The following is a 26,040-nucleotide window of genomic DNA, read 5'->3' as shown; positions in this document are numbered from 1 at the left end:
CCAGACGCGCCCTCAACAATCAGGAATGCGCGCCGCACGACGGCAGACTGGACGCCCTGCGGCGGGTTTCTCCCAGTGCTACCATCCCTTAAAACACGTCAATATTGCGACCCCGGTCCAAGCATCCAAAAGATGCCACGGCCAACAAGTTTTGGTGATCCCAAACAGGGTGGAGGAGTACACATATATGAATGCCCCGCTAGACGCTGGTCAGCGAACCTCGCTCGAAGCCGCGCTAAATTCCGTCACGCTCGACGACAAATACACGCTCGAACGCGGTCGCGCGTACATGAGCGGTATTCAGGCACTCGTGCGCCTGCCGATGCTGCAACAGGAACGTGACAAGGCCGCAGGGCTCAATACCGCCGGTTTCATTTCCGGCTATCGCGGGTCTCCGCTTGGCGGTCTCGACCAGTCGCTGTGGAAGGCGAAACAACATCTCGCCGCACACCAGGTCGTGTTCCAGCCCGGCGTCAATGAAGACCTCGCCGCCACCGCCGTATGGGGCTCGCAGCAGGTCAACCTGTATCCGAACGCCAAATTCGATGGCGTGTTCTCGATGTGGTATGGCAAAGGGCCAGGCGTCGACCGTTCCGGCGACGTGCTGAAGCACGGCAATTCGGCCGGTTCGTCGCAACATGGCGGCGTCCTCGTGCTCGCCGGCGACGACCATGCCGCCAAGTCCTCAACGCTCGCGCACCAGTCCGAACATATGTTCAAGGCCTGTGGCCTGCCGGTGCTGTTCCCGTCGAACGTGCAGGAATATCTCGACTTCGGCCTGCACGGCTGGGCCATGAGCCGCTACTCCGGCCTGTGGGTCGCGATGAAGTGCGTGACCGACGTGGTGGAATCGTCGGCTTCGGTGGATATCGATCCGCATCGCACGAAAATCATCCTGCCGGAAGATTTCGCCATGCCCGAAGGCGGCCTGAATATCCGCTGGCCCGATCCGCCGCTCGTACAGGAAGCACGCCTGCTCGACTACAAGTGGTACGCCGCGCTGGCCTACGTCCGCGCCAACAAGCTCGACCGCGTGGAGATTGATTCGCAGGACGCGCGCTTTGGCATCATGACGGCCGGCAAGGCCTATCTCGACGTACGTCAGGCGCTGACCGACCTCGGCCTCGACGACGAAACCTGTTCGCGCATCGGCATTCGCCTCTACAAGGTGGGCTGCGTGTGGCCGCTTGAGGCGCAAGGCGCACACGCATTTGCCCACGGCCTCAAAGAAATTCTGGTGGTCGAGGAAAAGCGTCAGATCCTCGAGTATGCGATCAAGGAAGAGTTATACAACTGGCCGGACGCACAGCGTCCGCGTGTGTTCGGCAAGTTCGACGAGAAGGACGGCGCGGGCGGGGAATGGTCGGTGCCGATGGGCAACTGGCTGCTGCCGGCGCACTACGAGTTGTCGCCGGCGATCATCGCCAAGGCAATCGCCACCCGTCTCGACAAGTTCGACCTTCCGTCCGACGTGCGCGCGCGCATCGCCTCGCGTATCGCCGTGATCGAAGCGAAGGAAAAAGCCCTGGCCCGGCCACGTGTGGAAGTCGAACGCAAGCCGTGGTTCTGCTCCGGCTGCCCGCACAACACGTCGACCAACGTGCCGGAAGGCTCGCGGGCGATGGCAGGGATCGGTTGTCACTACATGACCGTATGGATGGACCGCAGCACCAGCACCTTCAGCCAGATGGGCGGTGAAGGCGTCGCGTGGATCGGCCAGGCACCGTTCACGAATGACAAACACGTGTTCGCCAACCTCGGCGACGGCACCTATTTCCACTCGGGGCTGCTGGCGATTCGCGCGGCGATCGCGTCGAAGGCGAATATCACCTACAAGATTCTCTATAACGACGCGGTGGCGATGACGGGTGGCCAGCCGGTCGATGGTGTGTTGACCGTGCCGCAGATCACGCATCAGCTCGCCGCCGAAGGCGCGTCGAAGATCGTGATCGTCACCGACGAACCGGAGAAGTACAACGCCAACGTCGGCCTCGCCCCTGGCATCACAGTCCATCACCGCGACCAGCTCGACGACGTGCAGCGCGCGTTGCGCGAAATTGCCGGTACGTCGATCCTGATCTACGACCAGACCTGCGCCACCGAAAAACGCCGCCGCCGCAAACGCGGCACCTATCCAGACCCGGCGCGCCGCGTGGTGATCAACGAAGCCGTTTGCGAAGGCTGCGGCGACTGCTCGGTGAAGTCCAACTGTCTGTCGGTCGAACCGCTGGACACCGAATACGGCACCAAGCGCCAGATCAATCAGTCCACCTGCAACAAGGACTTTTCGTGCGTGAACGGCTTCTGCCCGAGCTTCGTCTCGGTCGAAGGCGGACAGTTGCGCAAGCCCAAGGCATCATCAGGCGCGACGGCCGATGCCATGCCGCCAGTGCCGGCGCCTGAGTTGCCGTCGATCGAGCGGCCGTATGGTGTGCTCGTGACCGGTGTGGGTGGCACGGGCGTCGTGACAATCGGCGCGCTGCTGGGTATGGCCGCTCATCTCGAGAACAAGGGTGTGACGGTGCTCGACGTCACTGGCCTCGCGCAGAAGGGCGGTGCCGTGATGAGCCACGTACAGATCTCGAATCAGCCCGCCGACATCCACGCGACGCGCATCGCCATGGGTGAAGCGAGTCTCGTGATCGGTTGTGACGCCATCGTCACGGCCAGCGACGAATGCGTCTCGCGGATGCAGGTGGGACGCACGCGTGTCGTGCTGAACAGCGCGCGTACGCCGACCGCCGCCTTCATCAAGAACCCGAACTGGCAATTCCCCGGCGCCGACGCGGAATCGGACGTGCGCCTGGGTGCGGGCGATGCCGGAGTCGATGCGATCGACGCCAACCACTTCGCCGTCGCGTTACTCGGCGATGCGATCTACGCGAACCCGTTCGTGCTCGGCTACGCGTGGCAAAAGGGCTGGGTGCCGCTGATGTACGAATCGCTGATGCGTGCGATCGAACTGAACGCGGTGCAGGTCGAGAAGAACCGTGCGGCCTTCGAATGGGGCCGCCGTGCCGCGCACGACCTCGCTGCGGTGCGCCAACTCACGCAGTCGCAAGGGCGCAGCGCTACCGCCGAGACCGCCAGCAGCAAGATCATCTCGCTGCACACGCCGAAGGCGCTCGATACGCTGATCGACAAGCGGGCCGACTACCTGAGCGCATGGCAAGACGACGCCTACGCAACACGCTATCGCGAACTGGTGGCGCAGGTGCGGGTGGCGGAATCGGCGCTCGACGTCGGAGACGGTCAACTGCCGTTGACCGAAGCGGTGGCGAAGAACCTCCACAAGCTGATGGCTTACAAGGACGAGTACGAAGTCGCACGCCTGTACGCCGATCCGGCGTTCATCGAAAAGCTGAAGGCAAGTTTCGAGGGTGACTGGAAGGTCAACATCCATCTCGCGCCGCCGGCTTTCTCGAAGAAGGACGCACACGGTCATCTGATCAAGAAGAAGTACGGACCGTGGATCCTCAGCGCCATGCGCGTGCTCGCGAAGCTCAAGTTCCTGCGAGGCACGGCGTTCGATGTGTTCGGCAAGACGGAGGAACGTCGCACCGAGCGTGCGCTGATCGGTGAGTATGAGGCACTGGTGCATGAACTGATCGGCGGCCTGAGCGTGCAAAAACACGCACTGGCAGTCGAACTGGCGAACCTGCCGGACGGTATCCGCGGCTATGGACACGTGAAGGAAAACAACCTCAAGGGCGTGCGCGTGAAGTGGCGGGACTTGCTGGCTCGCTGGCGCTCTCCGCAAGGCGATCAGGCACAACACGCTGCCTGATCGGAGATTACGGGCGCTGGATGTGGGCGCCCGCGGTCGCGGCTATCGGGTGCGCGTCTGATAGCCGACAGCCCGAACACGAGGCGGTACATGGAAATGGAAAAGGCGGCTGCCCGCAAGGACAGCCGCCTTTTTTTGCCTGTGGCCCACGCATGAAACTAAAGCGCGGGAACGGGCGGTACTGCTACCACCACTACTACCACTTACAACACCAACACGACTTACAGCAACTTCACTTACGACTTACTACTTACTATTGCTTCACCCATCAACTACTTACAACACACTACTTACTACGTACTGCTTATCGGATACCGCAACTTCATTTTGCGACTACTGCTACTTCAACCATCTACAACGCAGGAACTACAACTACCCACTACAACTTCATCTACGACTACTGCTACTTCAACCATCTACAACTACGAACTACAACTACCCACTACACCTTCATCTACGACTACTGCCACTTCAACCACCTACAACACTGGAACTACAACTACTCACCACACCTTCATCTACAACTACTGCCACTTCAACCATCTACAACGCAGGAACTACAACTACCCACTACAACTTCATCTACGACTGCTACTACAACCATCAACTACCCACACTACTTCACAACACCTTCACCTGCCTCTACAACTACTACCCATTGCTACCATCAACTACTACAGCTACCGCTACTACGAAACTGGATGAAGCGCTGTGCCTGGGACGCGTCGAAGCGTGTCGGCCAGAAGGGCGTCCCGTCGTCTATCGATGTGATGTGCCGCGCTTCAGAAGTAACTTTACAAATTCTCGACACAGGAACGAATAAGAGCATTCTTAAAGATGGCGCGCCCTCATAAGACTCCGTGGCAACACTGCCTCCCGACACGCATTCCCAACGCATCAAAGCGCACAAGACATCGCCAAAGGCACGCACAAAAAAACGCCACGGAATCCGATTCCGTGGCGTTTTTGCTGTCCGTCCGCAAGCACGGCAACGCGCCGCTGCATCAGACGCAATGGGAACAGTTACTCCGCGTTGACACGCACCCGCGCGTTCGCCGAAGCCACCGCCGTCATGTTGATGATCCGGCGCACCGTTGCTGCCGGCGTCAGGATATGCACCGGCTTCTCCGAACCGAGCAGGAACGGCCCCACCGTCACGCCTTCGCCGCCGATCATTTTCAGCAGGTTGTACGTGATGTTCGCGGCCTCCACGTTCGGCATGATCAGCAGGTTCGCCTCGCCAGTGAGCTTGGTGCCCGGGAACGCCGCCTTGCGGACCATCTCCGACAAGGCAGCGTCGCCATGCATCTCACCGTCGATTTCGAGCTGAGGCGCGCGTTGCACGATCAGCTTGCGTGCCTCGGCCATCCGTTGCGACGAAGCCGACGGCACACTGCCGAAGTTCGAGTTCGACAGCAGCGCGACCTTTGGCGTAATGCCGAACTTCTCGATCTCGCTTGCGGCCAACACCGTCATGTCAGCGAGTTGCTCCGCGGTCGGCACTTCGTTGATGTACGTATCGCAGATGAACAGATTGCGGCCCGGCAGCATCAGCAGATTCATCGCCGCCAGGTTCTGCACGTTTTCCGCCTTGCCGAGCACCTGTTCGACGAACTTCAGATGGCTCTGGTACGTGTCGATCATCCCGCAGATCATGCCGTCCGCGTCGCCCACGCGCACGAGGAGCGCACCAATCAACGTGTTGAACTTGCGCAGCGCCGCCTTCGCGACTTCCGGCGTGACGCCTTCGCGCGCGCCGATCTCGTGGTATTCCTGCCAGCACTTCTGATAGCGCGGATCATCTTCCGGATTGACGATCTCGAAGTCTTCGCCGCACTTGAGCTTCGAGCCCATCTTCTTCAGGCGCATCTCGATCACCGACGGACGGCCCACGAGGATCGGCTTGGCGATCTTCTCCAGCAGCACGAATTGCGCGGCGCGCAACACGCGCTCGTCTTCACCTTCCGCAAACACGATGCGCGCCGGCGCCGACTTTGCCGCAGCGAACACCGGACGCATCACCATGCCGGTACGGTAGACGGTGGTGCCGAGTTCTTCGCGGTAGGCGTCCATGTCCTTGATCGGACGGGTGGCTACGCCCGAATCCATCGCGGCCTGTGCGACGGCTGGCGCGATCTTGATGATCAGGCGCGGGTCGAACGGCTTCGGGATCAGGTAGTCCGGGCCGAATTCGAGCGTGTGGCCTTCGTAGGCCTTCGCCACTTCATCGCCCTGGTCGGTTTCTTCGGCCAGTTCCGCGATCGCGCGCACGCAGGCAAGCTTCATCTCTTCCGTAATGGTCGTCGCGCCCACGTCGAGCGCGCCGCGGAAAATGAACGGGAAGCACAGCACATTGTTGACCTGGTTCGGATAGTCCGAGCGGCCCGTGGCGATGATCGCATCGGGGCGCACCTTCTTCGCTTCTTCCGGGCGGATTTCCGGTTCCGGGTTAGCCAGCGCGAGAATCAGCGGCTGGGTGCCCATTTCCACGACCATTTCCGGCTTCAGCACCCCGGCGCTCGAGCAGCCGAGGAACACGTCGGCGCCGCGAATTGCGTCAGCCAGCGTCCGCGCGTCGGTGTTTGCCGCGTACCGTTCCTTCGACGGATCCAGATTGCCACGGCCTTCGTAGATCACGCCTTTCGAATCGGCGACGAGCACGTTCTTCTTCGAGAGACCCAGGTGCACCAGCAGGTCCAGACAGGCAATTGCCGCAGCGCCCGCGCCCGAGCAGACGAGCTTCACTTCTTCAAGCTTCTTGCCGACCACTTTCAGGCCGTTCAGAATCGCAGCGGAGGCGATGATCGCGGTACCGTGCTGGTCATCGTGGAAGACCGGAATCTTCATGCGCTCGCGCAGCTTCTTCTCGATGTAGAAGCATTCCGGCGCCTTGATGTCTTCCAGGTTGATGCCGCCCAAAGTCGGCTCGAGCATTGCAATGGCTTCGACCAGCTTGTCCGGATCCGTCTCGGACAGTTCGATGTCGAACACGTCGATACCGGCAAACTTCTTGAACAGACACCCCTTGCCTTCCATCACCGGCTTGGCGGCGAGCGGACCGATGTTGCCGAGACCGAGCACAGCCGTGCCGTTCGTGATCACGCCAACGAGGTTGCCGCGCGAGGTGTACTTTTGCGCGTCGAGCGGTTCGTCGTAGATCGCCATGCAGGCTGCGGCGACACCCGGCGAGTACGCGAGCGACAGGTCGAGCTGGTTCGACAGAGGCTTGGTCGGCGTGACCGAGATCTTGCCGGGCTTCGGATTCTGGTGATACGCGAGAGCGCTTTGCTTCAGTTGTTCGTCCATTTTTTGGCCTGCGAGACGTAAGTAAATTGGGCGCGGCCCGCTTGGGGCCCGACTCGACGTGCCGTGTGCCTCGCTTGCATGAATCGAACGGGTAATCGACTGCAGCGGTTTTCGCTTGGCGCCGGTTAGGCGCAGCGTCGAACCTGAGCGTTTGGCAAGACGGTGCAGAGCGTTTGCGGGGGAGTTAGTGTACACCCCGCATGAGTCATTACGCGTAGCCTTTAGTGCCGCTAACCATCGGCGAAACAAGGACTTGATCGCGCACGGCGCGCGTCATCGCAATGCTGCGGCGCGTCATTGCTGACAGGCGTTGCGCGCTGCCTTTGCAGTTCGCGAAAAGCGTGAAGCGCGTCACTCAGTCGAGTGCGGCGCCGCGACGTTCGGGGATCAGGAAGAGTGTCGCGACAATGTCGAGCAGGTAGATCGAGGCGAGCAACGCGAGCGCTGCACCGAACGAATAGCGCGCCGCCAGCGCTCCAACCACGACCGGTCCAAAGCCGCCAACCGCCCGCCCGATGTTGAACAGGACGTTTTGCGCGGTGGCCCGCGCCTCGGTGGGATACAGCTCGGAAATCAGCGCGCCGTATCCACCGATCATGCCGTTGACGAACACGCCCATCACCGCACCGCCGATCAAGAGCGCGAACGGCGTACTCAGGTGTGCGTAGACAAACACCATCACGACTGCGCCGACCTGATAGAACAGGAAGGTCGGCTTACGGCCGAAGCGATCAGCCGCGACGCCGAAGAGCCAGATGCCAAGGGCCATGCCAAGAACCGTCACGGAAGTCCACAAACCGGATTTGGTCAGTGAATAGCCGAAGGTCTTGGATAGATAGCTGGGCAGCCAGATCATCAGGCCGTAGTAACCGAAGTTCTGCACCGAACAGAGAATCGCCACGCCGATGCTCGCGCGCGTCGTGCTTACGTCGGCCACGAGGCGAGTGAGCGGCAGCTTGCGCGCGGTGTCTTGCCCCGCATGCCTCGCGTGCCTCGCGTGCCTCGCGTGTTCCGCGCGCTCGACGAACAGAGCCGGTTCCTCGACGCGTCGCCGTACGAGGAACGACACCACCGCAGGCGCGAGCCCCAGTGCGAACATGCCGCGCCAGCCGATGACCGGCAACAGCAGCGGCGTCAGCAGCGCGGCGGCCAGCACGCCCAGTTGCCAGCCCAGCCCAACATACGACGACACCCGTGCCCGCTGCGACGCCGGCCACGCCTCGGCGACGAGCGCCATGCCAATGCCGAACTCCCCTCCCAGTCCGAGGCCCGCAATGGTCCGGTAAACCAGTAGATCCGTATAGCCCTGCGCCAACGCGCAGAGACCCGTGAACACGGCGAAGAGCAGGATGGTCCACGTAAGCATCCGCACCCGGCCGAAATAATCGCTCAACACGCCGAAGAGAAAGCCGCCCGCCACCGCGCCGATCAGCGTCCAGGTCACGAGCGAGCCCGCTTGGGCGGACGACAGGTGCAGGTCAGCGGCGATCACCGGCAGCATGAAGCCGAGGATCAGCAGATCGAAGCCGTCCATCGCATAGCCGAGCACCGCTGCGAGCAGCGCGCGGCCGGCATAGCCGCGTGGCGCGGTCGCGCGGGAGGACGTGGAGGTAGAGGCGACAGTCATCGAAAGCATCCCGTAGGGCGCGGCTTTGGTGACGATATCGCCGCAGCGCCGCCCGCCCTTGAAAATTCGCGTGAGTGTAATCGGCGGCCGCCCGAGCCACAAGCCAACCAAAAAGGCCGCCACGCTAGTCTTGCTGTGCCGCTTCCCGGCCGGCCGTACCGCGGCTGCCCCATCTCGGACGGCGGCCCGGCAATGCGCGTGCCCCACGCAGCCGCTCCACCAACTCCCCCAACGCCGCGATATCTGTCATTACGGGTTTTCACGCACGACAGCCTCCTCGGAAGTGTCCGAATCGGGTAAAATGTCGGGCTACGCGCGTAGCAAAACCGGCCTGCACTCCACTGACCGGCTACGTGTTCCGCCCATCAGGCGCGGAATGCCCCGCTTGCTGCGCCACCGGGCCTCTGAGCCCGCGCCCTCCCCGCTCTCACCCAAGGATCCGCCCATGACAGGCTTCGATCGCCAGACGATCTCCGACACGACCGCCAAGATGCTGCTGGAAGTGCAAGCAGTTCACTTCAACGCGGAAAAACCGTACATCTTCACGTCCGGCTGGGCGAGCCCGGTGTATATCGACTGCCGCAAGCTGATCTCCTATCCGCGCGTGCGCCGCGGCCTGATGGAAATGGCCGAAGCCACCATCCTGCGCGACGTCGGCTATGAGCAGATCGACGCGGTCGCCGGCGGCGAAACCGCCGGTATCCCGTTCGCGGCATGGCTCTCCGACCGCTTGATGGTGCCGATGCAATATGTGCGCAAGAAGCCGAAGGGTTTCGGCCGTAACGCACAGATCGAAGGCCTGCTGACGGAAGGCCAGCGCGTGCTGCTGGTGGAAGACCTGACCACCGACAGCCGCAGCAAGATCAACTTCATCAACGCGCTGCGCACCGCCGGCGCGACGGTGAACCACTGCTTCGTGCTGTTCCACTACAACATCTTCAAGGAAAGCGTGTCGGTGCTGAAAGACATCGACGTCGATCTGCACGCGCTCGCCACGTGGTGGGACGTACTGCGCGTCGCCAAGGAAAACGGCTACTTCGACACGAAGACGCTCGACGAAGTCGAGAAATTCCTACACGCACCGGCCGAGTGGTCGGCCGCGCACGGCGGCGCAACTGCATCGCCGCAGTAAGCTCGCATCAGCGGCAACGGACTGAGCCCGGACCACCCAAAGCGGCCGGTCTCAGTCCTGACGGCTGTTGTTAAAAAGGGCTGCCTGTCTTGTCGACAGGCAGCCCTTTTTTATACGCTGCACCTATACGCCACACGCAGGCAGCCAGAAAACGGCCGGTGCCGCGTCAGGATCCGTCGCCGCGCTCTCCCGCCGAATACGACGACAGATTCAATAGCCCATTGCTTTGCGCGTATTGAAACAGTTCGGAATCGCGATCAATGCCGAGCTTGCGCATGGCGGTGTTCTTCTGGGTGCTGATGGTCTTGATACTGCGGTTCAACTGCTCCGAGATTTCCTTGATAGTCATACCGGAGACGAACAGCCGCACCACCTCCAGCTCGCGCTTCGACAGAATCACCTCGTCGCTCTTGCCGCCCGCGTTCATGCGCAGCGTATCGAGCGAAGCCTTGACCGATGGACTCATGTACTCGAGATTGCGGCTGACGTGCTGAACCGCGAGTCCGATATGACTCAGATCGTCGGCCTTGTTGACGACCGAAGTAACGCCGAGTTCGCTCAGCCGCTTGAGCAGCGCCGCGTTCTCCAGCATCGTCAATACGACGATCGGCAGAGTGGGGAAATTACGACGCAAGTAACCGATCAGCGGTAAACCGTCCCCGTACTGGCCACCGGGCATCGCCAGATCTGTCACGAGCACATCGCAAGGGACGGTCTGCAACACCTTAATGAGTTCAGTTGACTGGCGTGCACGCGCAACAACCTGAATGCCGGGAAACTTGAGCAGCGCATGTTCCGCACCGAACAAGATCACCGGATGGTCATCGGCCACGACGACCCTGACTGGATCTGGCATTGCTCTCCCTTCGCCTGATAACACGCTCTCCGAAACCTCAGCCATGCATCATTCTGAAAATTCTTGGTTCTAGGTATTAAATTTCTGAACTTGCCCGCGACCCAGCCCACGCGTGCATTCATCCGACTATAGCCCATTTCAGGGCGCCTCGGCCCGTCCGGGCGTTGCCGAGAAGTCGCAACAGACCAAATGTTAGACGTGATTCGACCTCGGGAGACAAAATTGGGGCAATAATGAACGTGAGGATGATCGTTCACGACCCCTGCGCAAGAACCTTGCATGGGACCGGAGTAAGCGCTAAAGCGCTAACTCCGTTCGACAATGGAGAATCGGCACATGCGCTCGCGTTGCCTGGTCGTTTCGCTTGCTTCGCCCCGCTCCCGAACACCGTCTTTCGCCATTGCGATGCTCAGTCTCGCGCTCGCCGTCGCGCACGGGCCACGGGCGCTCGCCGAGGGCCCCTTTGCGCTGACGAGCACCAGCTTCCACGATGGCGGCACCGTCGACGCCGCCCAGGTTTTCGACCAGGACGATTGCAAGGGCAGCAACCGCTCGCCGCAATTGTCATGGCATGACGCGCCGCAAGGCACCCGCAGTTTCGCGGTCACCATCTTCGACCCCGATGCGCCCGGCCCCGGCTGGTGGCACTGGGCGGTGGCGCAGATCCCCGTCAATATCGACCGCTTGCCCGAAAATGCGAGCGCCTCGGGCTTTGTGAAGAAGATCGGCGCCGTCGAGGCACGCAACGACTTTGACATCGACGGCTACGGCGGCCCATGTCCGCCGGCTGGCAAACCGCATCGCTATGTGATCACCGTGTATGCACTCAACACGACCGATCTTCGGCTCGCCCAGGGTCGGCCGGCGCTGATGTTCGATCACGAGATCGGCACCGCAACGCTCGGCAGCGCGCGGATGGTGGTCAACTACGGACGCTAGGGCGCGCGTCGCGGCGGCGTGACGCCGCGCGGTGCACCGCGAACCCGCCGTCAACGGATGGCATCTGCCGTATAAAACCGTCATCTCAATGTCATTTCCAGGGCGCAACGTCGTTTTTCAACGATGTTTGCGCACGCTCGCCGCCATCCGGTCTTAAAATGACGTTCCGGCGCATTCCTGCGCCCCCGCACTCCCCGTAAGCCAGTGAGATTGAGATGAGCACGAAAGTATTTGTCGACGGCCAGGAAGGTACAACCGGCCTGAAGATTTTCGAATACCTGTCACAACGCGCCGACGTAGAAATCCTGCGTATCGAAGAAGCGAAGCGCAAGGACATCGAGGAGCGTCGTCGTCTCATCAACGCGTCGGACGTCACGTTCCTGTGCCTGCCGGATGTCGCGTCGCGCGAGTCGGCTTCGCTCGTCGCGAACGACCACACCGTGCTGATCGACGCGAGCACTGCGTTCCGTACCAGTGCGGACTGGGCTTACGGCTTGCCGGAACTGGCCCGCTCGCAACGTGAGCGCCTGCGCACTGCCAAGCGCATCGCCGTGCCGGGTTGCCATGCCTCGGCCTTCGTGCTCGCCATGCGTCCGCTTGTCGAAGCCGGCGTGGTCGCCCCGGAATTCGCCGCGCACAGCTATTCGATCACCGGCTACAGCGGTGGCGGCAAGAAGATGATTGCGGACTACGAGGCTGGCGGCAACGACAAGCTGAAGAGCCCGCGCCCCTACGCGCTGGGTCTCACGCACAAGCACCTGCCGGAGATGGCGGCCCACACAGGTTTGAAGTCGGCACCGGTGTTCACGCCGATCGTCGGCGACTTCTACAAGGGCTTGGCCGTCACCACTTACTTCTCGCCGAGCCAGCTGACAAAGAAGACCACGCCGCAGGATGTGCTCGCGCTGTTCGCCGAGTACTACGCGGGTGAAGCGTTCGTGCGCGTCGCCCCGTTCGATGCCGAGGCCAATCTCGACGGCGGCTTCTTCGACGTGCAGGCGAACAACGACACCAACCGCGTCGACCTGTTCGTGTTCGGCACCGAAGAGCGCTTTGTCACCGTGGCGCGCCTCGACAATCTCGGCAAGGGCGCATCGGGTGCGGCCATCCAGTGCATGAACCTCGCGATCGGCGTGGCCGAAGACAGCGGATTGAAACGCTAACTTGCTTCCGCTGGACAGCGCTTTGCTGTCATTCAACTTAAAAGCCGGTTTTCATAAACCGGCTTTTTTGTTTCATTTAGTTTCAAATTCCTGCTTTAAAAGTTTCATTCCGAATACCTAATTAGTACTAGTCCCAATTACTTTTAAACCCAACTCCCACAGTTATTCCGCAATCGGTAAATCGTGCGCTCTCACGGCCCAATACGCATAGTTTTCCGCCTGGGGAAACACCTGATTTTTTCGCGAACGATCGTTCGAAGATGATAGAGCCATTTTGCTCCGAGGCTTGACAGGCAAGCGTGTGCGGCGAAGCAACGGTGCGGCTCCCACACCTGAAAAATCATTTTTTGTTTAAAAGGCTCGTCAACCTCACGGCAGCAAGAGTCGCGCGTTTCAGAGGCTGTTTGAATCGACCTTTTTAGACGGTTCTGTCAATTGACAGCCCTCTAACGTGCAGCGAAATTACTCCGCACAATTACAGGAAAGGGAGACAGCAGCATGTGGGACGCCATAAATAGAGGCCTCGCATTGGCCGTTATCACCGCCCCTTTGTTAATCGCCTGCGGTGGCGGTAGCCCCAGCAACCCCGGTGCGATCAACGCGCCGCAATGTTCCGGATCGAGCTGCACCGGGGAGGGTCCACCACCCCAGGGCACCGTGGCTTCGCTATGCCCGGCTACTGCTGATATCGGCAACAACACGTATCTGGGCGGCGCCGGTAGTGGCGAAGTGGTGCGCCTGAACATCAATGCCACGGCGATGACGTACACCTTGACGTGGCTCGAGTCTCCCATTCCGCTCGCAACCGGCACGGTGTCGCCGAGCCGCCAGGGCGTGCAGATCACCGGCCAGGTTGCGCATCCGCCTGCCGGCTCGCTGCCGACCGCTGAGCAGATACGTTGCGCGTTCGTGCTGGCGCCGGGCACTGGTTCAGGACCCAACGGTACCTACAGCACCGCAGCCGCCTTTAACTCGGCCAATCCGCCGACGATCTTCGTTGGCTTAGGCGTGGCAGGTGGCGGCATTCCGGGCGCGACGGTGCAGTTCAACGGGTTATTCGGGATTCCCGGGCTAACGTCGGGCATTGGCGCCGTGGATAACCGTCACTTCGACTTTTACCCGTTCCTCGGCTTCGCCAGCACGACAACGGATATCACGAAGCTGCCGGGAACCTATAACGGTCTCCTCTACCACCTGACGCCTTCCGGTAATTCCGGTAACTATGCAACCGTCGGCACGAACACCATCGAAACCTTCGACGCCAGCGGCACCTGCACGTCCACCCAAAGCACGACCGGCTACTCGCCCAATGCAGGCGGCTGCCTGACCACGGGCAACCCGTACACGCTTGACAGCAACGGCTATTTCGACAGCACCCAGGCTCCGCAGATCATTGCTCCGACAATTCCACTACTCGGCAAGTCTGGCGTCGCACACATGATCCTCGGCCAGTTGAACGGGGCAACCATCCCGCTCGTCGTGCGCACGGGCAACGTTAATCTCAGCGGCATCCCCCAAGTGGACGACGAGTCCGGCATCGCCATGCTCGCTCCCGCCACAGCGCTCGCCTCGGGTGGTTTCAACGGCGGCTACGTTGGCGCGGATTCGAACTTCAACTACACCGCAACCTTGATCAACGGCGCAACCGGCACCTTCGTCAATCCCGGAACGTCGAGCGCCGAGGATGGCTTCAGCCTGACCTACGGTGTCTCCACGAGTCCGGGGCTGGTCGGCGTCACAGCTCAGACCACCAGCGGTACCACCGCGAGCGGCTACGCGATTGCCACGGGCGGCCTGTACGCGATCCTCATCCAGGGTGAGGAAAACAACGGTGTAGCGTCGACCTCGGCCATTTCAGGCACAGCGCAGAGCCCGTACTTCGGCGTCGGCGCACAGGTCAGCAAGTAGAAAAGAAACAACTAGATCGAGGGATGGCCGGACGGGGAGCCGGTCATCGAAAACGAGAACATTCTGGAGGGGGCGGTATGAAATGGAAATTCCTCGCGGCACTGGCTTTGACAGCGCCGCTGGTGACGGCATGCGGCGGTGGCGGCAGCACTCCGCCGGCGCCCGTTGTAGCAGCCTTGTGTCCCACCACGCTTGACTACAGCACGGTCTACACCGGCGGCGGCGGCGACGGCGAACTCGCCAAGCTGCAGATCGACACCACCAAGATGACCTGGCAGATCACCTATGTCGAATCGCCCGTTCCGGCAACCACGGGCACCGTCACCCCCACCCGCGCGGGCCAGACCGTGAGCGGCACGCTAACCCACGAAACCGGACTGCCGACCGCCAAGCTGAACCAGTGCGCGTTTCAGTTGAACGGCGCCAGCCTTGACCCGACTCGTCCGGCGCGTGTCTTCATTGGCGAAGGCGTGGCGGGCGGCACGATCCCCGGCGCGCAGATTCAGTTCGGTGGCGTGCTCGGCGTGGGCGCCGTGCCCGACACGACGTTCCCGTACTACCCGTTCATCGGCTTCTCGTCGATTGAAACGAATATTGCGAGTCTGGCGGGCACCTACAACCAGCTCGGCTATCACCAGATTCCCTCGCAGAACTTCCTGCCGGTCTCGGTGGACGCGAAGATCACGATCAACGCTGACGGTACCTGGACCGAGTGCGACAACACCGGTATCAACGCCGGCAAGTGCCAGCAGCCTGGAACCAACCTCGTACAGTCTTCGGACGGCAGCGGGGCGTTCGAGACCGACAACTTCCAGGGCCAGGCAAAGGCGACGCTCGCCACTACCCCGGTCGCCAAGGGTTTCATGATCGTCGGCCAGTTGCGCGGCCAGCTTGTGCCGATCCTGGTACGCACCGGCGTCGCCAATCCGGCGGCCCTCGAAGCCGACGACGAATCGGGCATTTCGATTCTCGCGCCGCAGTCGACGACCGCGGTGAACTCGCAGAACGGCGAGTACATCGGCGTGGATAGCCAGTTCGACTATCGCACGACGGCGCTCGAAGGCACCCAGGCGACGCTGCTCGATCCGTTCAACGCGTCGCAGGCCTCGCTCGCGACGGCGTTGAATCTGGACTTCACCGAGGCGGTGCCAGGCGTCGTAACGACGACCCAGGTGGGCGCATCGACCGGCAACACGCCGACCGGAAAGATGATCTTCACCGGTGGCGTGTTCGGCTACCTGGATCTTACGACACCAGCATCGCCGTACTTCACGATCGGCGCGTTCGTCCAGTAATGGACGCAGCGAACCCTGTCATCACGTAACGAGGCGCCCGCTCCCCGGCTGCAGCACATGCAGCGGCCGGGGTCTGCCCAGAGCGCGACGGCGAATCGGGAATCGAACCTCGGCGCCGCGCGCAGCAGGGACGCCCGCTCAGGAGGAACGTCATGAAAAGAATACTTATCGCGGCGCTGGCCGCGTGCCTGTCGCTCAGCGTCCATGCCCAGCAGGCGGGCGACAATCTCGCCGTGCTTGGCTGGTTCCACGTCGCGCCGCAACAATCGAGCTCGCCGCTCACTACCTACGTCGCGCCGACCCCGATCAACACGCCGCTGCGTCTGCCGAACTCGTTCACCTCGACCGGCACCGGCCTCTCGACCAACAACGCGGACACGGCCGGTCTCGTGTTCAGCCACTTCCTGACCGACCACATTGCGCTTACCTCGGTCGCCGGTGTGCCGCCGGTGTTCAAGGTTTACGGTCACGGCACGATCATGCCCCCCGGGCCGGCCGGCGCACTCGGTACTCAGAATCTGGGTGACCCGTCGAGCAATCCGATCATCAAGAGCGTGCGCCAATGGAGCCCGGCGGCGATCCTGCAGTACTACTTCAACAAGCCGACCGCAAAATTCCGCCCGTTCGTGGGCCTCGGGGTGTCGTACAACTGGTTTTCCGACATCCAGTTGAACCCGAACTTCGTCACTTCGACCCAGAACAATCTCGGCTCAGTGCTGGCCGCCGGCGCAGGCAAACCGGGAACCACCCAGGTGACGGCCAAGGCTTCGTCGTCATGGCAACCGGTGTTCAACGCGGGCGCGGAGTACAACATCACGGATCACTGGGGCCTGATCGCCTCGGTCACGTATATCCCGCTGAAAACCACCTCGTCGGTGATCGTCAAGGCAGCCGACGGCACGGAACTGGCGGTGAGCAAGGCGGAGCTGAAGGCCGATCCGATCATCTCGTTCCTTGCTGTTTCGTATAAGTTTTGATACGTGGAGACACCGTTGTTAGGGCCGGGGCTCATGGAGCGGTGACAGAAAGCCTTGCAAGGAGCGGAGGAAACGCAGGACGAAAAAAAGCCCGCCTATGTGGGCGGGCTGAATCCATATCAGAGGAGACATGGAGGAGACAAGACAAATACTAGCAAAAGGCTTGGTGCGGCGCAACATCATAATTAGGGTAGACCCTCAATGTTGCGTTTAAACCACATCAAAATTATCGGCCCAGTTGTTGATTTATTTTCTGTTCAGCAGCAGGCCGCGGTCGCCTTTGAAAACCAGAGCCGCTAGCGGCGCACCAGCGCCATCATCGCGCCGAAGCCGACAAACACGCCGCCTGTCAGGCGATTGAACGCCTTCGCGACATTGTGGCTCTTCAGCGTGGCCCCGATGCGGGTACCGAAGCCGGCATAAACCAGATACCAGCTCACCTCGATCACCGCGAAGGTGGCGACGAGCACGCCGAACTGCGGTAGCGTCGGGCGGCTGGCATCAATGAACTGCGGTAGCAAGGCCGCCGCGAACAGGATCGCCTTCGGATTGCTGCCGGCAACCAGAAAGCCATTACGAAAGAGCGCAAAGCGCGAGCGCACCGGTTTCGCCGCGAGTTCGTCGGGGTCGTGCACCTCGGCATCGTCGGCTGGCGCGCGCCATGACTTGACGCCGAGATAGATCAGATACGCGGCGCCGATCATTCGAAGCGCGTTGAACATGGCCGGCCACGCCTCGAGGAACACGCCCAGCCCGGCCGCCGATACCGACAGCATCAGCACCAGTGCCGTCAGACAACCGGCCATCGTGGCGCTCGAGCGGCGCAGCCCGTGCTGCGCGCCGTGCGTCATGACGAGCAACATGTTCGGACCGGGAATGGCGGAAACGACGAAGACGGTGGCAACAAACAGCCACCAGGTATGCAGGCTCATGATCGACACGGCGAGAAAATGGCGGGACACGCATTATGCCCGCCGGCGGCATCCGGTGCGGCCGGCGGCTCAAATCGCCCCGCCGCGCCCCGCCACACAAGCCCTCAACGCCCTGCTCGGCGCGCCGACACTTGTCCGAGGACCGCGAAGTCCTTTTCGCCGTCGCCGTGCGCGATCGCTTCGATCAGGCTATCGCGCACGACGCTCGCGACCGGCATTGGCGTCGACACCGCATCGGCGGCGGCCAGCGCGAGACGCACGTCCTTCAGGCCCAGACGCGCCTTGAAGAGCGCCGGCTCATAGCGCCGCTCCGCGATCATCTTGCCGTAACCCTGATAGACGGGACCCTGGAACGGGCCGGCCGTGATCACGTCGAGAAAATCCTGCATGGCGACGCCATGCGCCGTGACGAGGCTCGCCGCCTCGCCGAGCGTTTCGACCGCTGACCCAATCATGAAATTGGCCGCGAGCTTCATGACATTCGCCTGTTGCGGCAGCGAACCGATGCGCCATGTCTTCTGACCGATCGCGTCGAGCACCGGCTGCACGCGGTCGATCGCCTCCGCCGGGCCGCCGGCGACAATCGTGAGCTTGCCCGCTGCCGCCACGTCCGGGCGTCCCAGCACCGGCGCGGCCACATAGTGCAGCCCGAGCAAGGCGTGCGCGTGGGCCAGTTCTTCGGCCAGCGCGACGGAAATCGTCGCCATGTTGACGTGAATCAGCCCGCGCGGCGCGTGTTCCAGCAATTGCGCGTCGATCACCTCGCGCAGCGCCGCGTCGTCGGCGAGCATCGAAAACACCGCGTCGCCGGTGAACGCGTCGGATGGCGAACCCACCACTTTGGCGCCGTCCGCGGCCAGTGCCTCGGCGCGTTGCGGCGAACGGTTCCAAACCCGAACCGTGTGGCCCGCTTTCAGCATGTTCCGAACCATAGCGGCGCCCATCTCGCCCAGACCGATAAAACCGATGTCCATCTCTTGCTCCAATCTTCAAAGGAACCGGAAGTAAAACATAGCCCTGTGACACGTGCATTCAGCGCGCCACGGGACACGGTGCCATACTGGCACGATGGTCACCGCGACATTCCGCTTCTATGAGGAGCTGAACGATTTTCTCGCCCGGCCGCTGCGCCGGCGCGCGTTCAGCTGCGTCTGCGCGCACGCCGCAACCGCCAAGCACATGATCGAAGCGCTCGGCGTACCGCACACGGAAGTCGAATTGATCCTGCTGAACGGCGAGTCGGTCGGCTTCGACCGGCAACTGGCGGAAGGCGACCGCGTGGCGGTGTACCCGAAGTTCGAAGCGCTCGATATCCAGCCCTTGCTGCGCGTGCGCGAGCGCCCTTTGCGGGTGATGCGCTTCATCGCCGACGCCCATCTTGGCGGCCTCGCGCAACTGCTGCGGCTTGCGGGCTTCGACACGCTCTACGACAACCATTACCCGGACGCCGACATCGAGGTGCTGGCTGCCGCCGAACACCGCATCGTGCTCACGCGCGACCGCGAGCTGCTCAAACGGCGCACCATCACGCACGGTTGCTACGTGCGCACGCTCAAGCCCAAGGCGCAATTGCGCGAGATATTCGACCGGCTGGATCTGGCCGGCAGCGCCCGCCCGTTTCGCCTGTGCCTCACCTGCAACGTGCCGCTGCGACGTATCCCGAAGGATGAGGTGGCTGGCCGCGCGCCGGAGGGCGTACTCGAGCGGCACACCCAATTTGTCACCTGCGACATGTGCCGCCGCGTGTTCTGGGAAGGCACCCATTGGCAGCGCATGCGTGCCTTGATGGACAGCGTGGCGGGCGAGCGCGCCTCGCCAGTCGAAGCGCCGTTACACCCCGCTGGACCCTGCCCCTGAGTGGTAAGGCGGCGCGATGCGTACAATGCGGGATTACCTATCATGCAGAGGCATTCCGTATGGCGATGAAAAAAACCGACCTTGAGAAGAACAAGGCCCTAAAACTGACCAATTCGATGAAGCTGTCGACCGCCGACCGCTTCGGCAAAGCCTCCGCTGCCGCGCCGGTGCTCGACCGCCGCGAACAACGCAAGCTCGACCAGGCGCAAGGACTCGTGCCGTTTGCCTGCAAGCTCAACGCAGAACTCGTCGCTCAACTGAAGGAGCAGGCTGCGTCTCATCCGGACGGCATGACCGGCCTGCTGACCGAAGTCATCAAACGCGGCCTCGCTGCAGACGCGTCGTAATATCCATCCGCCTGCTGCCGTCAGGTCCTGGCAGGCACGCCCCGAGTCTCGCCGCGAGACAGCGCCGGCCGGCACGCAGGCGCGGGGTCATCTCCGCGCGCGGCTACTCCCAGGTTTCACGCCCAGACATCTCCTGAGCCCGTCAACGGCAATTGGTACGCAGTACTGATTCGATGCTTTGGACATGAGCATCCGTCCGCGCCCATTCAATACGCGCAGGCGGCTTTCTGCGCCCATGAAAAAAGGCCAAAGCGCGATGCTCTGGCCTTTTCCCAGCGACCTCAACCGGTCTCGAAGTCCGTGCCAGCTTGATGGCTGGCTACGGGTGCGAACCGGCGCGGCTCGCGCGGCAGACAAAAACGGCAGCTTAGTTCTGCGTGCCCTTGTCGTTCGTGCCCCCAGCCGATGCAGCTTCCGAAACGGCGGCACGCTTGCCATGCGTCTTCAGCTTCTTGTGGTGCTTGGCAGGCTTCGCGGTGCTAGCTGCGGCCGGCGCTGCTGCGTCGGATGCTTGTGCGAAAGCTTGAACGGAAACCAGCGCGAGAGCTGCAGTTGCGAGCGAGGCAATGACTTTTTTCATGTGTTAATCCCCAAACCTGAACGACTGTGTCAATGTGAATGAATGAGAACAGCATGGTGAAGCAGACATGGCGACGCGGCGCCTGGCGGCTCCCCGCGGGGAGTATTACGCAGCGTAGGGCGTTTGTCATCCCATATAGCGCCGCGTGTATTTTTCGGGAGACAGGTTTCTTTCGATATCCCTTTGGGGGGTTTGGGGCAGCGATTGGCGTTCGCGTGACGGGCTGGGGACCTCGTCATCTGGACGAGATTGCGCAGCAGAGACGGGCCGTTTCCTGCAAAACTGCACACCTCGCTACTAAAACCCCGCCATCGCCGGTTGCGCCCCGACGGCCTCGTTCACCACATGCTGGTGGTGATCCGCCGTGGGCGGGAACACGCACCAACAACCATCGTCGTGCCTGAAGAAGAACAGGCCTCGCCCACCCGCCGCGACGGCCGTTTCGACCCGCACGTAGCGTCTGCGACCCGAGCGGGTGCGGCTGAATTCAGTCACGCGAACGGGAATCGACGGCCCCGGCGCCAGCCACTTTTCAACGAGGAAGCGCAGGGACTGCTCGCTGGCGGCTCTCATGACCTTCTCCACATGCGTTCGTCCTGAGTCACGTCGCGCGTGTCGTCGGCACTTTCCGAGCTGGAGGACTCATCGGCTTCGTCCTCCGCCAGTTCCATAACACGGTTGGTCGCCGCGGCCCTCAACGTACTGCAATGAGCAGAATGTCTGATGTCTGAGAGAAGACGGACAAGCTGTCGTGCCGTTCTGCGTTTCATCGCACACCCCCGCACTGCACAAGTAACTTCACAAATCACTTTAACTTTATGCCTGGACGGTGCACTGCTGTGTAGTTTTTGGCTAAATAGCAACAGTCGCGGTTGAAATCGCGCGTTACTGGATGCCCGTGCCGCCCGACACCAATGTGCGCGCATTGGCGCAGTGCAGTATGTGCGCTGGCGACCGCAACGAACTGGATGGGAACAACGGCTCACGGGACCGCGCCGTAACTCAAAACCGCACCGCTCTGACAACGGTTAAACGGCGTTCTCGCGGACAACTTTAAGGTGAGTGGCGCAGAGTTATCCACGTACACCTTTGGACAACTCCGGGATAGCGCAGCTAATAGCCTGTGCGCGGAATCTTGATAACCGCTGCATGAGCTGACGCACCACCAAACTTATCCCCGGCCCGTCGCATCTCTGCACGCGCGCTCCGCACCGTTATGGTTTTGTTACGGCGTTGACCAGGCGGGGGATTTTCCGCTTGTCCACAGGACGCGGGCGCCCTTGTTAACTATTACTACATACATATACATATGAAGTAAAAGACTGGGGAAAAGTCCGCACGGCCGCTAAATGCGGCGGCCGATCAAAGGATGATCACCGCAGTGGGCTGTTACTGCGTCACGCTGGGGGCACTCGCAGGCTGCGTCATGGCGGGGGGCGACCCAACGCATCCGGCGCAGCAGGCGCTACCGGCATCAATACCGGCACGTTCAGCGCGCTCGAGGGCGGTGCCACCACCGGCGCGGTCGCCAGCATCGGCGCCGGCACCACCGGCACAGGTGCTACGGCCGGAACCGCAGTGGGAACCGGAAGCGGCGTGCTCACCACGTCGCTCGACTTGACCGGCATGGTCCTCACGACGGTCTGCAGATAGTGGTCGACCAGTGCGAAGAAGCGATCATAGAACGTGCCCGACGGGATCGTCTCGCTGGATATCTTCACCATCGCGTCGTTGTTCGAGCGGATCGGCAACGACAGCGAGCCAAGCACGCTCAGGCCGACGCTCGCCGACGTATCGCTTTTCTTTAGCGCAAAGCCGTTCTGCACCGCGTTCACGTAGACGATGCTCGTATCGCTGGTTTCTTCGCCCGGCGTGCAGACGACGTGAAATTCCACCACGATGTGCGAATCGCCGGTGGGCTGGAAATTCTTCGTGCCGTCGACGGTATCCGAATGCGTCAACGTCGTCATGTAACCCTGGCTCAGCAGCGCTCGGCGGGCGGCTTCGCAGGCGTCATTGGTACTTGCGTTGAAATTGCGGGCAAAGGGGCTTGCGCCCGTATCGAACTGTTCCTGCTGAAACTTCGGTTGCGGCGCGCTAGAACAGGCGGCGAGCACGACCAGCCCGAGCAGCGACGCTGCGGTGGCTTTGGAAAATGAGGTGCGCATGATTCCGGGAGGCGGACTACTTAACGTCGAATGGCATGCATTGTAGAGCGGTTGCCAGGCGAAGCGAAAACAACCCGCAAGCGACGTAACGCGTTGAAATAACAAGCTTTGGAGGGATTTCGTCAGCGTGACCCGCGCTGACCGGGCCGAGCCCTGTGGTCGGATGAGCGCCGCGACGCCGTCAGGGCGCCGAAGCCGGTGCTGCGGCCGACAAGCCGAGCGCGGCCGGTCCGGCCGCGGCGTTCGCCGAAGGAATGTAGAACGAGCGCGCGCCGCTTGCCGGCGCCGGGCAGTCGTCGGTTGCGTGGGCGTCGCAGGCTGCTTGCTGCGCGGCGGAAGACGGTGCGCCGTCCGGCCTCGCGACCACCGGCGCAAACGCCTCGATCCGCATGCTCACCTTCTGCGCGTAAGCGAGCGAGCCGCCGTAGCTCTTCAGCGCCTGATTCAGATCGCCGCCGGCTGACTGCATGTAGCCGTGCAGGATGGCCGAGCCTGCTTCGATATTCGCGTCGGGCTCGGTGAGGTCCTTGACGTTCCGCAGCAGCCCGCGGTGGGCGGCCGGCACGACCTGCATCAGGCCCGTCGCACCGCGCGGGCCCTTGGCCTTTTCCTTGAAGCGCGATTCGATCGAGATAATGGCCAGCAGGAGCGCCGGCGGCAGCGAGTATTTCGCCGCGGCGGACTGGACGGCGTCCGAGATCTGCGTGGCTTTCGCCCGGGCAACGCCGAACTTCTGCGTCAGGTAGTCCGAGATGCGGTCGTGGTCGCTCTCATCGGCCGCTGCGATCTGCACCAGGCCCAGCGACAGCATGATCAGGCAGAGTAAGCGGCTCATGAGCGGGTACCGTTCGAGAGGAGAAGACTCGCATTATACCGTTGCTCAAAAACAAGGCACTAATTCGTCAGAACATAGTCAAAAACACGCTGTGGATGGATGGCGCGTCCCCACCTGTTGATGGACGGGGACGCCGCGATTGAATTACTGCGCCTGTACCTGCTGATGCATGGCCGCCTGTTGCTGGGCCTGTTGTTGCGCGTGCTGTTTGGCAAGGTGCCGGCCGACGAGGCAACCGCCAACGGCTCCAACCACGGCGTGATGTCCGGCGTAATGACCGGCGACACCGCCGACGACCGCGCCCTTGATGCAACCGGCCGCGTTGGCGGTTCCGATCGTGGCGAGCGCCAGCGCGGCGCTCAAGAGGACAAACCTGATGCGACTTGCTTTCATGTGTAAATAACTCGTGTGTGGATGGGCGCGGCGGTGTGTCTGCGAGGCTCACACCTGGCGCCAGGTGACGGACTACGGGTCGCAGTATAAAAGACACGCCTCGCTGAGGGTGCAACAGCAATACGAGATCGGTAACGCACGGTTACGGTAGACAGCGCGGACGGTCTCTGAAGCGGAACGGAATCCGCCGCGGGGCGTGAGCGAGTTTAGACTTCCGCATGGAAGGCACTACGTGGCTCACCACGAGGTGGGGTCCGACCACAGGCAAAGGTCAAATAACCTGAGTCAAATAAGCTGGGCCATAGAATGTGCACAGATGTTGATTCTCATGCTCACGCCCATATCTGCGGACGTCGAGTAACGATAGTAGGCAGGCCAATAAACATGAACAAACCTGAATTTACCGAGCCCGACAGTGCGCGTCCCGACTTGCTATGTTTCCTCGTCGCGATTGCAGCGGCATCGTATGCCTTAACTCAGGAATGGCGCGTCGATCATGTTGTGGAATGTTGCCGCCAGTGGCTCAAGAAAAACCGGCTGAAGATGCACTGGCTTGACCGCATCCTGATTGGTCAACTTGCGCTGAAGATTGCCAGTCAGGATTTGCTGGAAGCTGGCGTCGCGGTTCGGCTATCTAGCGTGAACGCACTTTTCACCAATGAGATGGAGTTGAACGGCGCAAGCACCATGGTGCAGAGAATGATGGCGCTTTGTCACGAGGCGCTTTGAGGGCGGCAGGCCGACCACGAGATTCGGACGCGGAGTAACATGACTAACCATGGGCGCTCATAGTGAAACCATGGCTCCCTTCGGGGTAAGCTTCGGGTTGAGGACACACGTCTTTGACGAGGGACGGCACCATGACTACCGCTTCAGGGTTGACTTACAGCGCGCAGGGCCAGCCGCCAGAATCATTGCGTGCGCTGGCCGAGTATCTCGAGCTCTCGCTCGACAAAGGGAAGTCGCTCGTGATGATGCGGCACGGCACAGACGTCTGTTCTGTCTACGTCGGAGACCCATCTGACGAGGAAAGCGATCTGACTGCTCATGGCACCATCGCGACGGCAGTGGCCGACGAAATACTGGAGTACACGAATTCCGGTGCAAATCAGATTACCGTCGGCGATCAGACCTATCGCTTTTTTCGAAGCTTCACGCACGTCGCCAATGTTGGAGCTGTGGTGTTTGCCCCTGCGTAGGTCGGGTTTGTGATGTGAGCGCGTTTAGCCGGCGTGGCCGGGGATCCACGTCTACTCGACCTTGATCCAGACCAACACGGCCGAGCTTTCCTTGCCGGTCAGCGGGTTCCTGGCGGGCAGCGTCTTGATGTACAGGGAGTTGCCGTCGATTCTGATCTGACGCACTTGAGTCGTGCCTGTCCACAACTGGTTCCACGATGCATCGATATGGTGGCTAATCAAGTCGCCCTCGATACTGTAGGTCCCCGCGTATGCGATAAGCCCGCTGTAGAGATCGACCCGCTCCGCGTCGGTTGGAATGAGCGTGTCAGGCGCCTTTCGCCCCTCTTTAAGCAGGATGGCGTACATCCGGCCGTCGGGCCCATAGTGGAGGTAACCGCTTGGGTGAGCGCCGAACAAATCGGCTTTCTGGCCGGTCGCCACGTCTTCGTCCGTGAAGGACTGTAGCTTCCAGGTTCCAAGTAGCGGGCCGGCGCGGCTCTGCGGCTGTTGTTCGACAGACGGGAGTGTCATCGAATTTCCCCTCTGACGACATCTGCGCGTCATAGCCGGGCCGCCCCGCGGCTTGCACACGGGTGAGGACGGAAAATTCCTGAAGGAGTGACGCAAACTCTTAGACATTCTAGGCGGCAAGATTGCTCACCGCCAGAAAGCTGATTCGCTACGTTGCCGGAGCGAATGTTTGCGATCCGGTTGCTGCCGGCCTATCGAACTCCGTTGCCGGAGTTCGATAGCCGAG

At 61.7% G+C, this 26,040-nt stretch carries 22 protein-coding genes; 11 read left to right on the top strand and 11 right to left on the bottom strand.

The annotated features are described in order from the left end of the window. The first annotated feature begins 187 nt into the window (after window positions 1–187). Window positions 188–3,787 carry an indolepyruvate ferredoxin oxidoreductase family protein gene (locus P3T40_RS05075; protein WP_429266575.1) on the top strand — a complete coding sequence of 1,200 codons (3,600 nt, stop codon included), beginning with the start codon at window positions 188–190 and terminating at the stop codon, window positions 3,785–3,787. A 1,023-nt stretch (window positions 3,788–4,810) separates the two neighbouring features. Here P3T40_RS05075 and P3T40_RS05070 read toward each other — a convergent pair. Further along, entirely contained in the window at window positions 4,811–7,093 is a 2,283-nt protein-coding gene (locus P3T40_RS05070; protein WP_429266574.1) for an NADP-dependent malic enzyme, read from the bottom strand. A gap of 355 nt (window positions 7,094–7,448) precedes the next feature. Further along, a complete protein-coding gene (locus tag P3T40_RS05065; protein ID WP_429266573.1) occupies window positions 7,449–8,720 on the bottom strand; it encodes an MFS transporter in 1,272 nt (423 codons plus the stop codon). A 445-nt stretch (window positions 8,721–9,165) separates the two neighbouring features. On the opposite strand from P3T40_RS05065, the gene P3T40_RS05060 reads away from it, so the two are divergent. Then, the gene (locus tag P3T40_RS05060) at window positions 9,166–9,852 is read left to right on the top strand and encodes an orotate phosphoribosyltransferase (RefSeq protein WP_429266572.1); all 687 of its coding nucleotides are present in this window, start codon (window positions 9,166–9,168) and stop codon (window positions 9,850–9,852) included. Window positions 9,853–10,018: 166 nt separating this feature from the next. Here P3T40_RS05060 and P3T40_RS05055 read toward each other — a convergent pair whose 3' ends face one another. Further along, a complete protein-coding gene (locus P3T40_RS05055; protein ID WP_429266571.1) occupies window positions 10,019–10,708 on the bottom strand; it encodes a response regulator in 690 nt (229 codons plus the stop codon). Between the two features lie 336 nt (window positions 10,709–11,044). On the opposite strand from P3T40_RS05055, the gene P3T40_RS05050 reads away from it, so the two are divergent. The 5 genes from P3T40_RS05050 (at window position 11,045) to P3T40_RS05030 (ending at window position 16,990) form a co-directional block, all read left to right on the top strand. After that, window positions 11,045–11,647: a YbhB/YbcL family Raf kinase inhibitor-like protein gene (locus tag P3T40_RS05050; protein ID WP_429266570.1), complete on the top strand. Its 603-nt coding sequence runs from the start codon at window positions 11,045–11,047 to the stop codon at window positions 11,645–11,647. Between the two features lie 215 nt (window positions 11,648–11,862). Next, on the top strand, window positions 11,863–12,810 hold the full coding sequence (argC, locus tag P3T40_RS05045; RefSeq protein ID WP_429266569.1) for an N-acetyl-gamma-glutamyl-phosphate reductase: 948 nt from the start codon (window positions 11,863–11,865) through the stop codon (window positions 12,808–12,810). Between the two features lie 498 nt (window positions 12,811–13,308). Beyond that, window positions 13,309–14,718 carry a DUF2957 domain-containing protein gene (locus P3T40_RS05040; RefSeq protein WP_429266568.1) on the top strand — a complete coding sequence of 470 codons (1,410 nt, stop codon included), beginning with the start codon at window positions 13,309–13,311 and terminating at the stop codon, window positions 14,716–14,718. A 77-nt stretch (window positions 14,719–14,795) separates the two neighbouring features. Next, window positions 14,796–16,013, top strand: coding sequence for a DUF2957 domain-containing protein (locus P3T40_RS05035; protein WP_429266567.1), 1,218 nt, complete (start codon window positions 14,796–14,798; stop codon window positions 16,011–16,013). A gap of 152 nt (window positions 16,014–16,165) precedes the next feature. Then, window positions 16,166–16,990, top strand: a complete 825-nt coding sequence (locus P3T40_RS05030; RefSeq protein ID WP_429266566.1) for an OmpW/AlkL family protein — start codon at window positions 16,166–16,168, stop codon at window positions 16,988–16,990. Between the two features lie 296 nt (window positions 16,991–17,286). Here the strand turns inward: P3T40_RS05030 and P3T40_RS05025 are convergent, their stop codons facing one another. Continuing rightward, window positions 17,287–17,922 carry a LysE family translocator gene (locus tag P3T40_RS05025; RefSeq protein WP_429266612.1) on the bottom strand — a complete coding sequence of 212 codons (636 nt, stop codon included), beginning with the start codon at window positions 17,920–17,922 and terminating at the stop codon, window positions 17,287–17,289. Window positions 17,923–18,026: 104 nt separating this feature from the next. Continuing rightward, the gene (locus tag P3T40_RS05020; RefSeq protein WP_429266565.1) at window positions 18,027–18,896 is read right to left on the bottom strand and encodes an NAD(P)-dependent oxidoreductase; all 870 of its coding nucleotides are present in this window, start codon (window positions 18,894–18,896) and stop codon (window positions 18,027–18,029) included. Window positions 18,897–18,990: 94 nt separating this feature from the next. On the opposite strand from P3T40_RS05020, the gene P3T40_RS05015 reads away from it, so the two are divergent. After that, window positions 18,991–19,779 (top strand): Mut7-C RNAse domain-containing protein, encoded by a 789-nt coding sequence (locus P3T40_RS05015; RefSeq protein ID WP_429266564.1) that lies wholly within the window; start codon window positions 18,991–18,993, stop codon window positions 19,777–19,779. A gap of 59 nt (window positions 19,780–19,838) precedes the next feature. After that, complete coding sequence (locus P3T40_RS05010) at window positions 19,839–20,126, top strand: hypothetical protein (RefSeq protein WP_429266563.1); 288 nt, start codon at window positions 19,839–19,841, stop codon at window positions 20,124–20,126. A 367-nt stretch (window positions 20,127–20,493) separates the two neighbouring features. Here P3T40_RS05010 and P3T40_RS05005 read toward each other — a convergent pair whose 3' ends face one another. The 5 genes from P3T40_RS05005 to P3T40_RS04985 form a co-directional block, all read right to left on the bottom strand. Continuing rightward, window positions 20,494–20,706: a hypothetical protein gene (locus P3T40_RS05005; protein ID WP_429266562.1), complete on the bottom strand. Its 213-nt coding sequence runs from the start codon at window positions 20,704–20,706 to the stop codon at window positions 20,494–20,496. Between the two features lie 297 nt (window positions 20,707–21,003). Then, on the bottom strand, window positions 21,004–21,279 hold the full coding sequence (locus P3T40_RS05000; protein WP_429266561.1) for a hypothetical protein: 276 nt from the start codon (window positions 21,277–21,279) through the stop codon (window positions 21,004–21,006). 851 nt (window positions 21,280–22,130) lie between these two features. Further along, window positions 22,131–22,874, bottom strand: a complete 744-nt coding sequence (locus P3T40_RS04995) for a DUF2242 domain-containing protein (RefSeq protein ID WP_429266560.1) — start codon at window positions 22,872–22,874, stop codon at window positions 22,131–22,133. A gap of 181 nt (window positions 22,875–23,055) precedes the next feature. Then, the gene (locus tag P3T40_RS04990) at window positions 23,056–23,709 is read right to left on the bottom strand and encodes a lytic transglycosylase domain-containing protein (RefSeq protein ID WP_429266559.1); all 654 of its coding nucleotides are present in this window, start codon (window positions 23,707–23,709) and stop codon (window positions 23,056–23,058) included. A 144-nt stretch (window positions 23,710–23,853) separates the two neighbouring features. Further along, window positions 23,854–24,102: a hypothetical protein gene (locus tag P3T40_RS04985; protein ID WP_429266558.1), complete on the bottom strand. Its 249-nt coding sequence runs from the start codon at window positions 24,100–24,102 to the stop codon at window positions 23,854–23,856. A 384-nt stretch (window positions 24,103–24,486) separates the two neighbouring features. On the opposite strand from P3T40_RS04985, the gene P3T40_RS04980 reads away from it, so the two are divergent. Together P3T40_RS04980 and P3T40_RS04975 are read left to right on the top strand one after the other, a co-directional pair. Next, on the top strand, window positions 24,487–24,831 hold the full coding sequence (locus P3T40_RS04980; protein WP_429266557.1) for a hypothetical protein: 345 nt from the start codon (window positions 24,487–24,489) through the stop codon (window positions 24,829–24,831). 131 nt (window positions 24,832–24,962) lie between these two features. Beyond that, on the top strand, window positions 24,963–25,301 hold the full coding sequence (locus tag P3T40_RS04975) for a hypothetical protein (protein ID WP_429266556.1): 339 nt from the start codon (window positions 24,963–24,965) through the stop codon (window positions 25,299–25,301). 51 nt (window positions 25,302–25,352) lie between these two features. Here the strand turns inward: P3T40_RS04975 and P3T40_RS04970 are convergent, their stop codons facing one another. Continuing rightward, on the bottom strand, window positions 25,353–25,814 hold the full coding sequence (locus P3T40_RS04970; RefSeq protein WP_429266555.1) for a lipocalin-like domain-containing protein: 462 nt from the start codon (window positions 25,812–25,814) through the stop codon (window positions 25,353–25,355). Window positions 25,815–26,040 lie beyond the last annotated feature (226 nt).

The sequence above is a fragment of the Paraburkholderia sp. EB58 genome (assembly GCF_050436665.1).
GTDB lineage: Bacteria > Pseudomonadota > Gammaproteobacteria > Burkholderiales > Burkholderiaceae > Paraburkholderia.
The sequence above is the reverse complement of the archived record's forward strand: the minus strand, read 5'-3'. Positions and strand labels throughout refer to the sequence as shown.

Excerpts from the sequence above, each read along its gene's own strand:
- P3T40_RS05075 (WP_429266575.1), top strand. The coding sequence starts at position 188 with ATGAATGCCCCGCTAGACGCTGGTCAGCGAACCTCGCTCGAAGCCGCG.
- P3T40_RS05070 (WP_429266574.1), bottom strand. The coding sequence starts at position 7,093 with ATGGACGAACAACTGAAGCAAAGCGCTCTCGCGTATCACCAGAATCCG.
- P3T40_RS05065 (WP_429266573.1), bottom strand. The coding sequence starts at position 8,720 with ATGACTGTCGCCTCTACCTCCACGTCCTCCCGCGCGACCGCGCCACGC.
- P3T40_RS05060 (WP_429266572.1), top strand. The coding sequence starts at position 9,166 with ATGACAGGCTTCGATCGCCAGACGATCTCCGACACGACCGCCAAGATG.
- P3T40_RS05055 (WP_429266571.1), bottom strand. The coding sequence starts at position 10,708 with ATGCCAGATCCAGTCAGGGTCGTCGTGGCCGATGACCATCCGGTGATC.
- P3T40_RS05050 (WP_429266570.1), top strand. The coding sequence starts at position 11,045 with ATGCGCTCGCGTTGCCTGGTCGTTTCGCTTGCTTCGCCCCGCTCCCGA.
- argC (WP_429266569.1), top strand. The coding sequence starts at position 11,863 with ATGAGCACGAAAGTATTTGTCGACGGCCAGGAAGGTACAACCGGCCTG.
- P3T40_RS05040 (WP_429266568.1), top strand. The coding sequence starts at position 13,309 with ATGTGGGACGCCATAAATAGAGGCCTCGCATTGGCCGTTATCACCGCC.
- P3T40_RS05035 (WP_429266567.1), top strand. The coding sequence starts at position 14,796 with ATGAAATGGAAATTCCTCGCGGCACTGGCTTTGACAGCGCCGCTGGTG.
- P3T40_RS05030 (WP_429266566.1), top strand. The coding sequence starts at position 16,166 with ATGAAAAGAATACTTATCGCGGCGCTGGCCGCGTGCCTGTCGCTCAGC.
- P3T40_RS05025 (WP_429266612.1), bottom strand. The coding sequence starts at position 17,922 with ATGAGCCTGCATACCTGGTGGCTGTTTGTTGCCACCGTCTTCGTCGTT.
- P3T40_RS05020 (WP_429266565.1), bottom strand. The coding sequence starts at position 18,896 with ATGGACATCGGTTTTATCGGTCTGGGCGAGATGGGCGCCGCTATGGTT.
- P3T40_RS05015 (WP_429266564.1), top strand. The coding sequence starts at position 18,991 with ATGGTCACCGCGACATTCCGCTTCTATGAGGAGCTGAACGATTTTCTC.
- P3T40_RS05010 (WP_429266563.1), top strand. The coding sequence starts at position 19,839 with ATGGCGATGAAAAAAACCGACCTTGAGAAGAACAAGGCCCTAAAACTG.
- P3T40_RS05005 (WP_429266562.1), bottom strand. The coding sequence starts at position 20,706 with ATGAAAAAAGTCATTGCCTCGCTCGCAACTGCAGCTCTCGCGCTGGTT.
- P3T40_RS05000 (WP_429266561.1), bottom strand. The coding sequence starts at position 21,279 with ATGAGAGCCGCCAGCGAGCAGTCCCTGCGCTTCCTCGTTGAAAAGTGG.
- P3T40_RS04995 (WP_429266560.1), bottom strand. The coding sequence starts at position 22,874 with ATGCGCACCTCATTTTCCAAAGCCACCGCAGCGTCGCTGCTCGGGCTG.
- P3T40_RS04990 (WP_429266559.1), bottom strand. The coding sequence starts at position 23,709 with ATGAGCCGCTTACTCTGCCTGATCATGCTGTCGCTGGGCCTGGTGCAG.
- P3T40_RS04985 (WP_429266558.1), bottom strand. The coding sequence starts at position 24,102 with ATGAAAGCAAGTCGCATCAGGTTTGTCCTCTTGAGCGCCGCGCTGGCG.
- P3T40_RS04980 (WP_429266557.1), top strand. The coding sequence starts at position 24,487 with ATGAACAAACCTGAATTTACCGAGCCCGACAGTGCGCGTCCCGACTTG.
- P3T40_RS04975 (WP_429266556.1), top strand. The coding sequence starts at position 24,963 with ATGACTACCGCTTCAGGGTTGACTTACAGCGCGCAGGGCCAGCCGCCA.
- P3T40_RS04970 (WP_429266555.1), bottom strand. The coding sequence starts at position 25,814 with ATGACACTCCCGTCTGTCGAACAACAGCCGCAGAGCCGCGCCGGCCCG.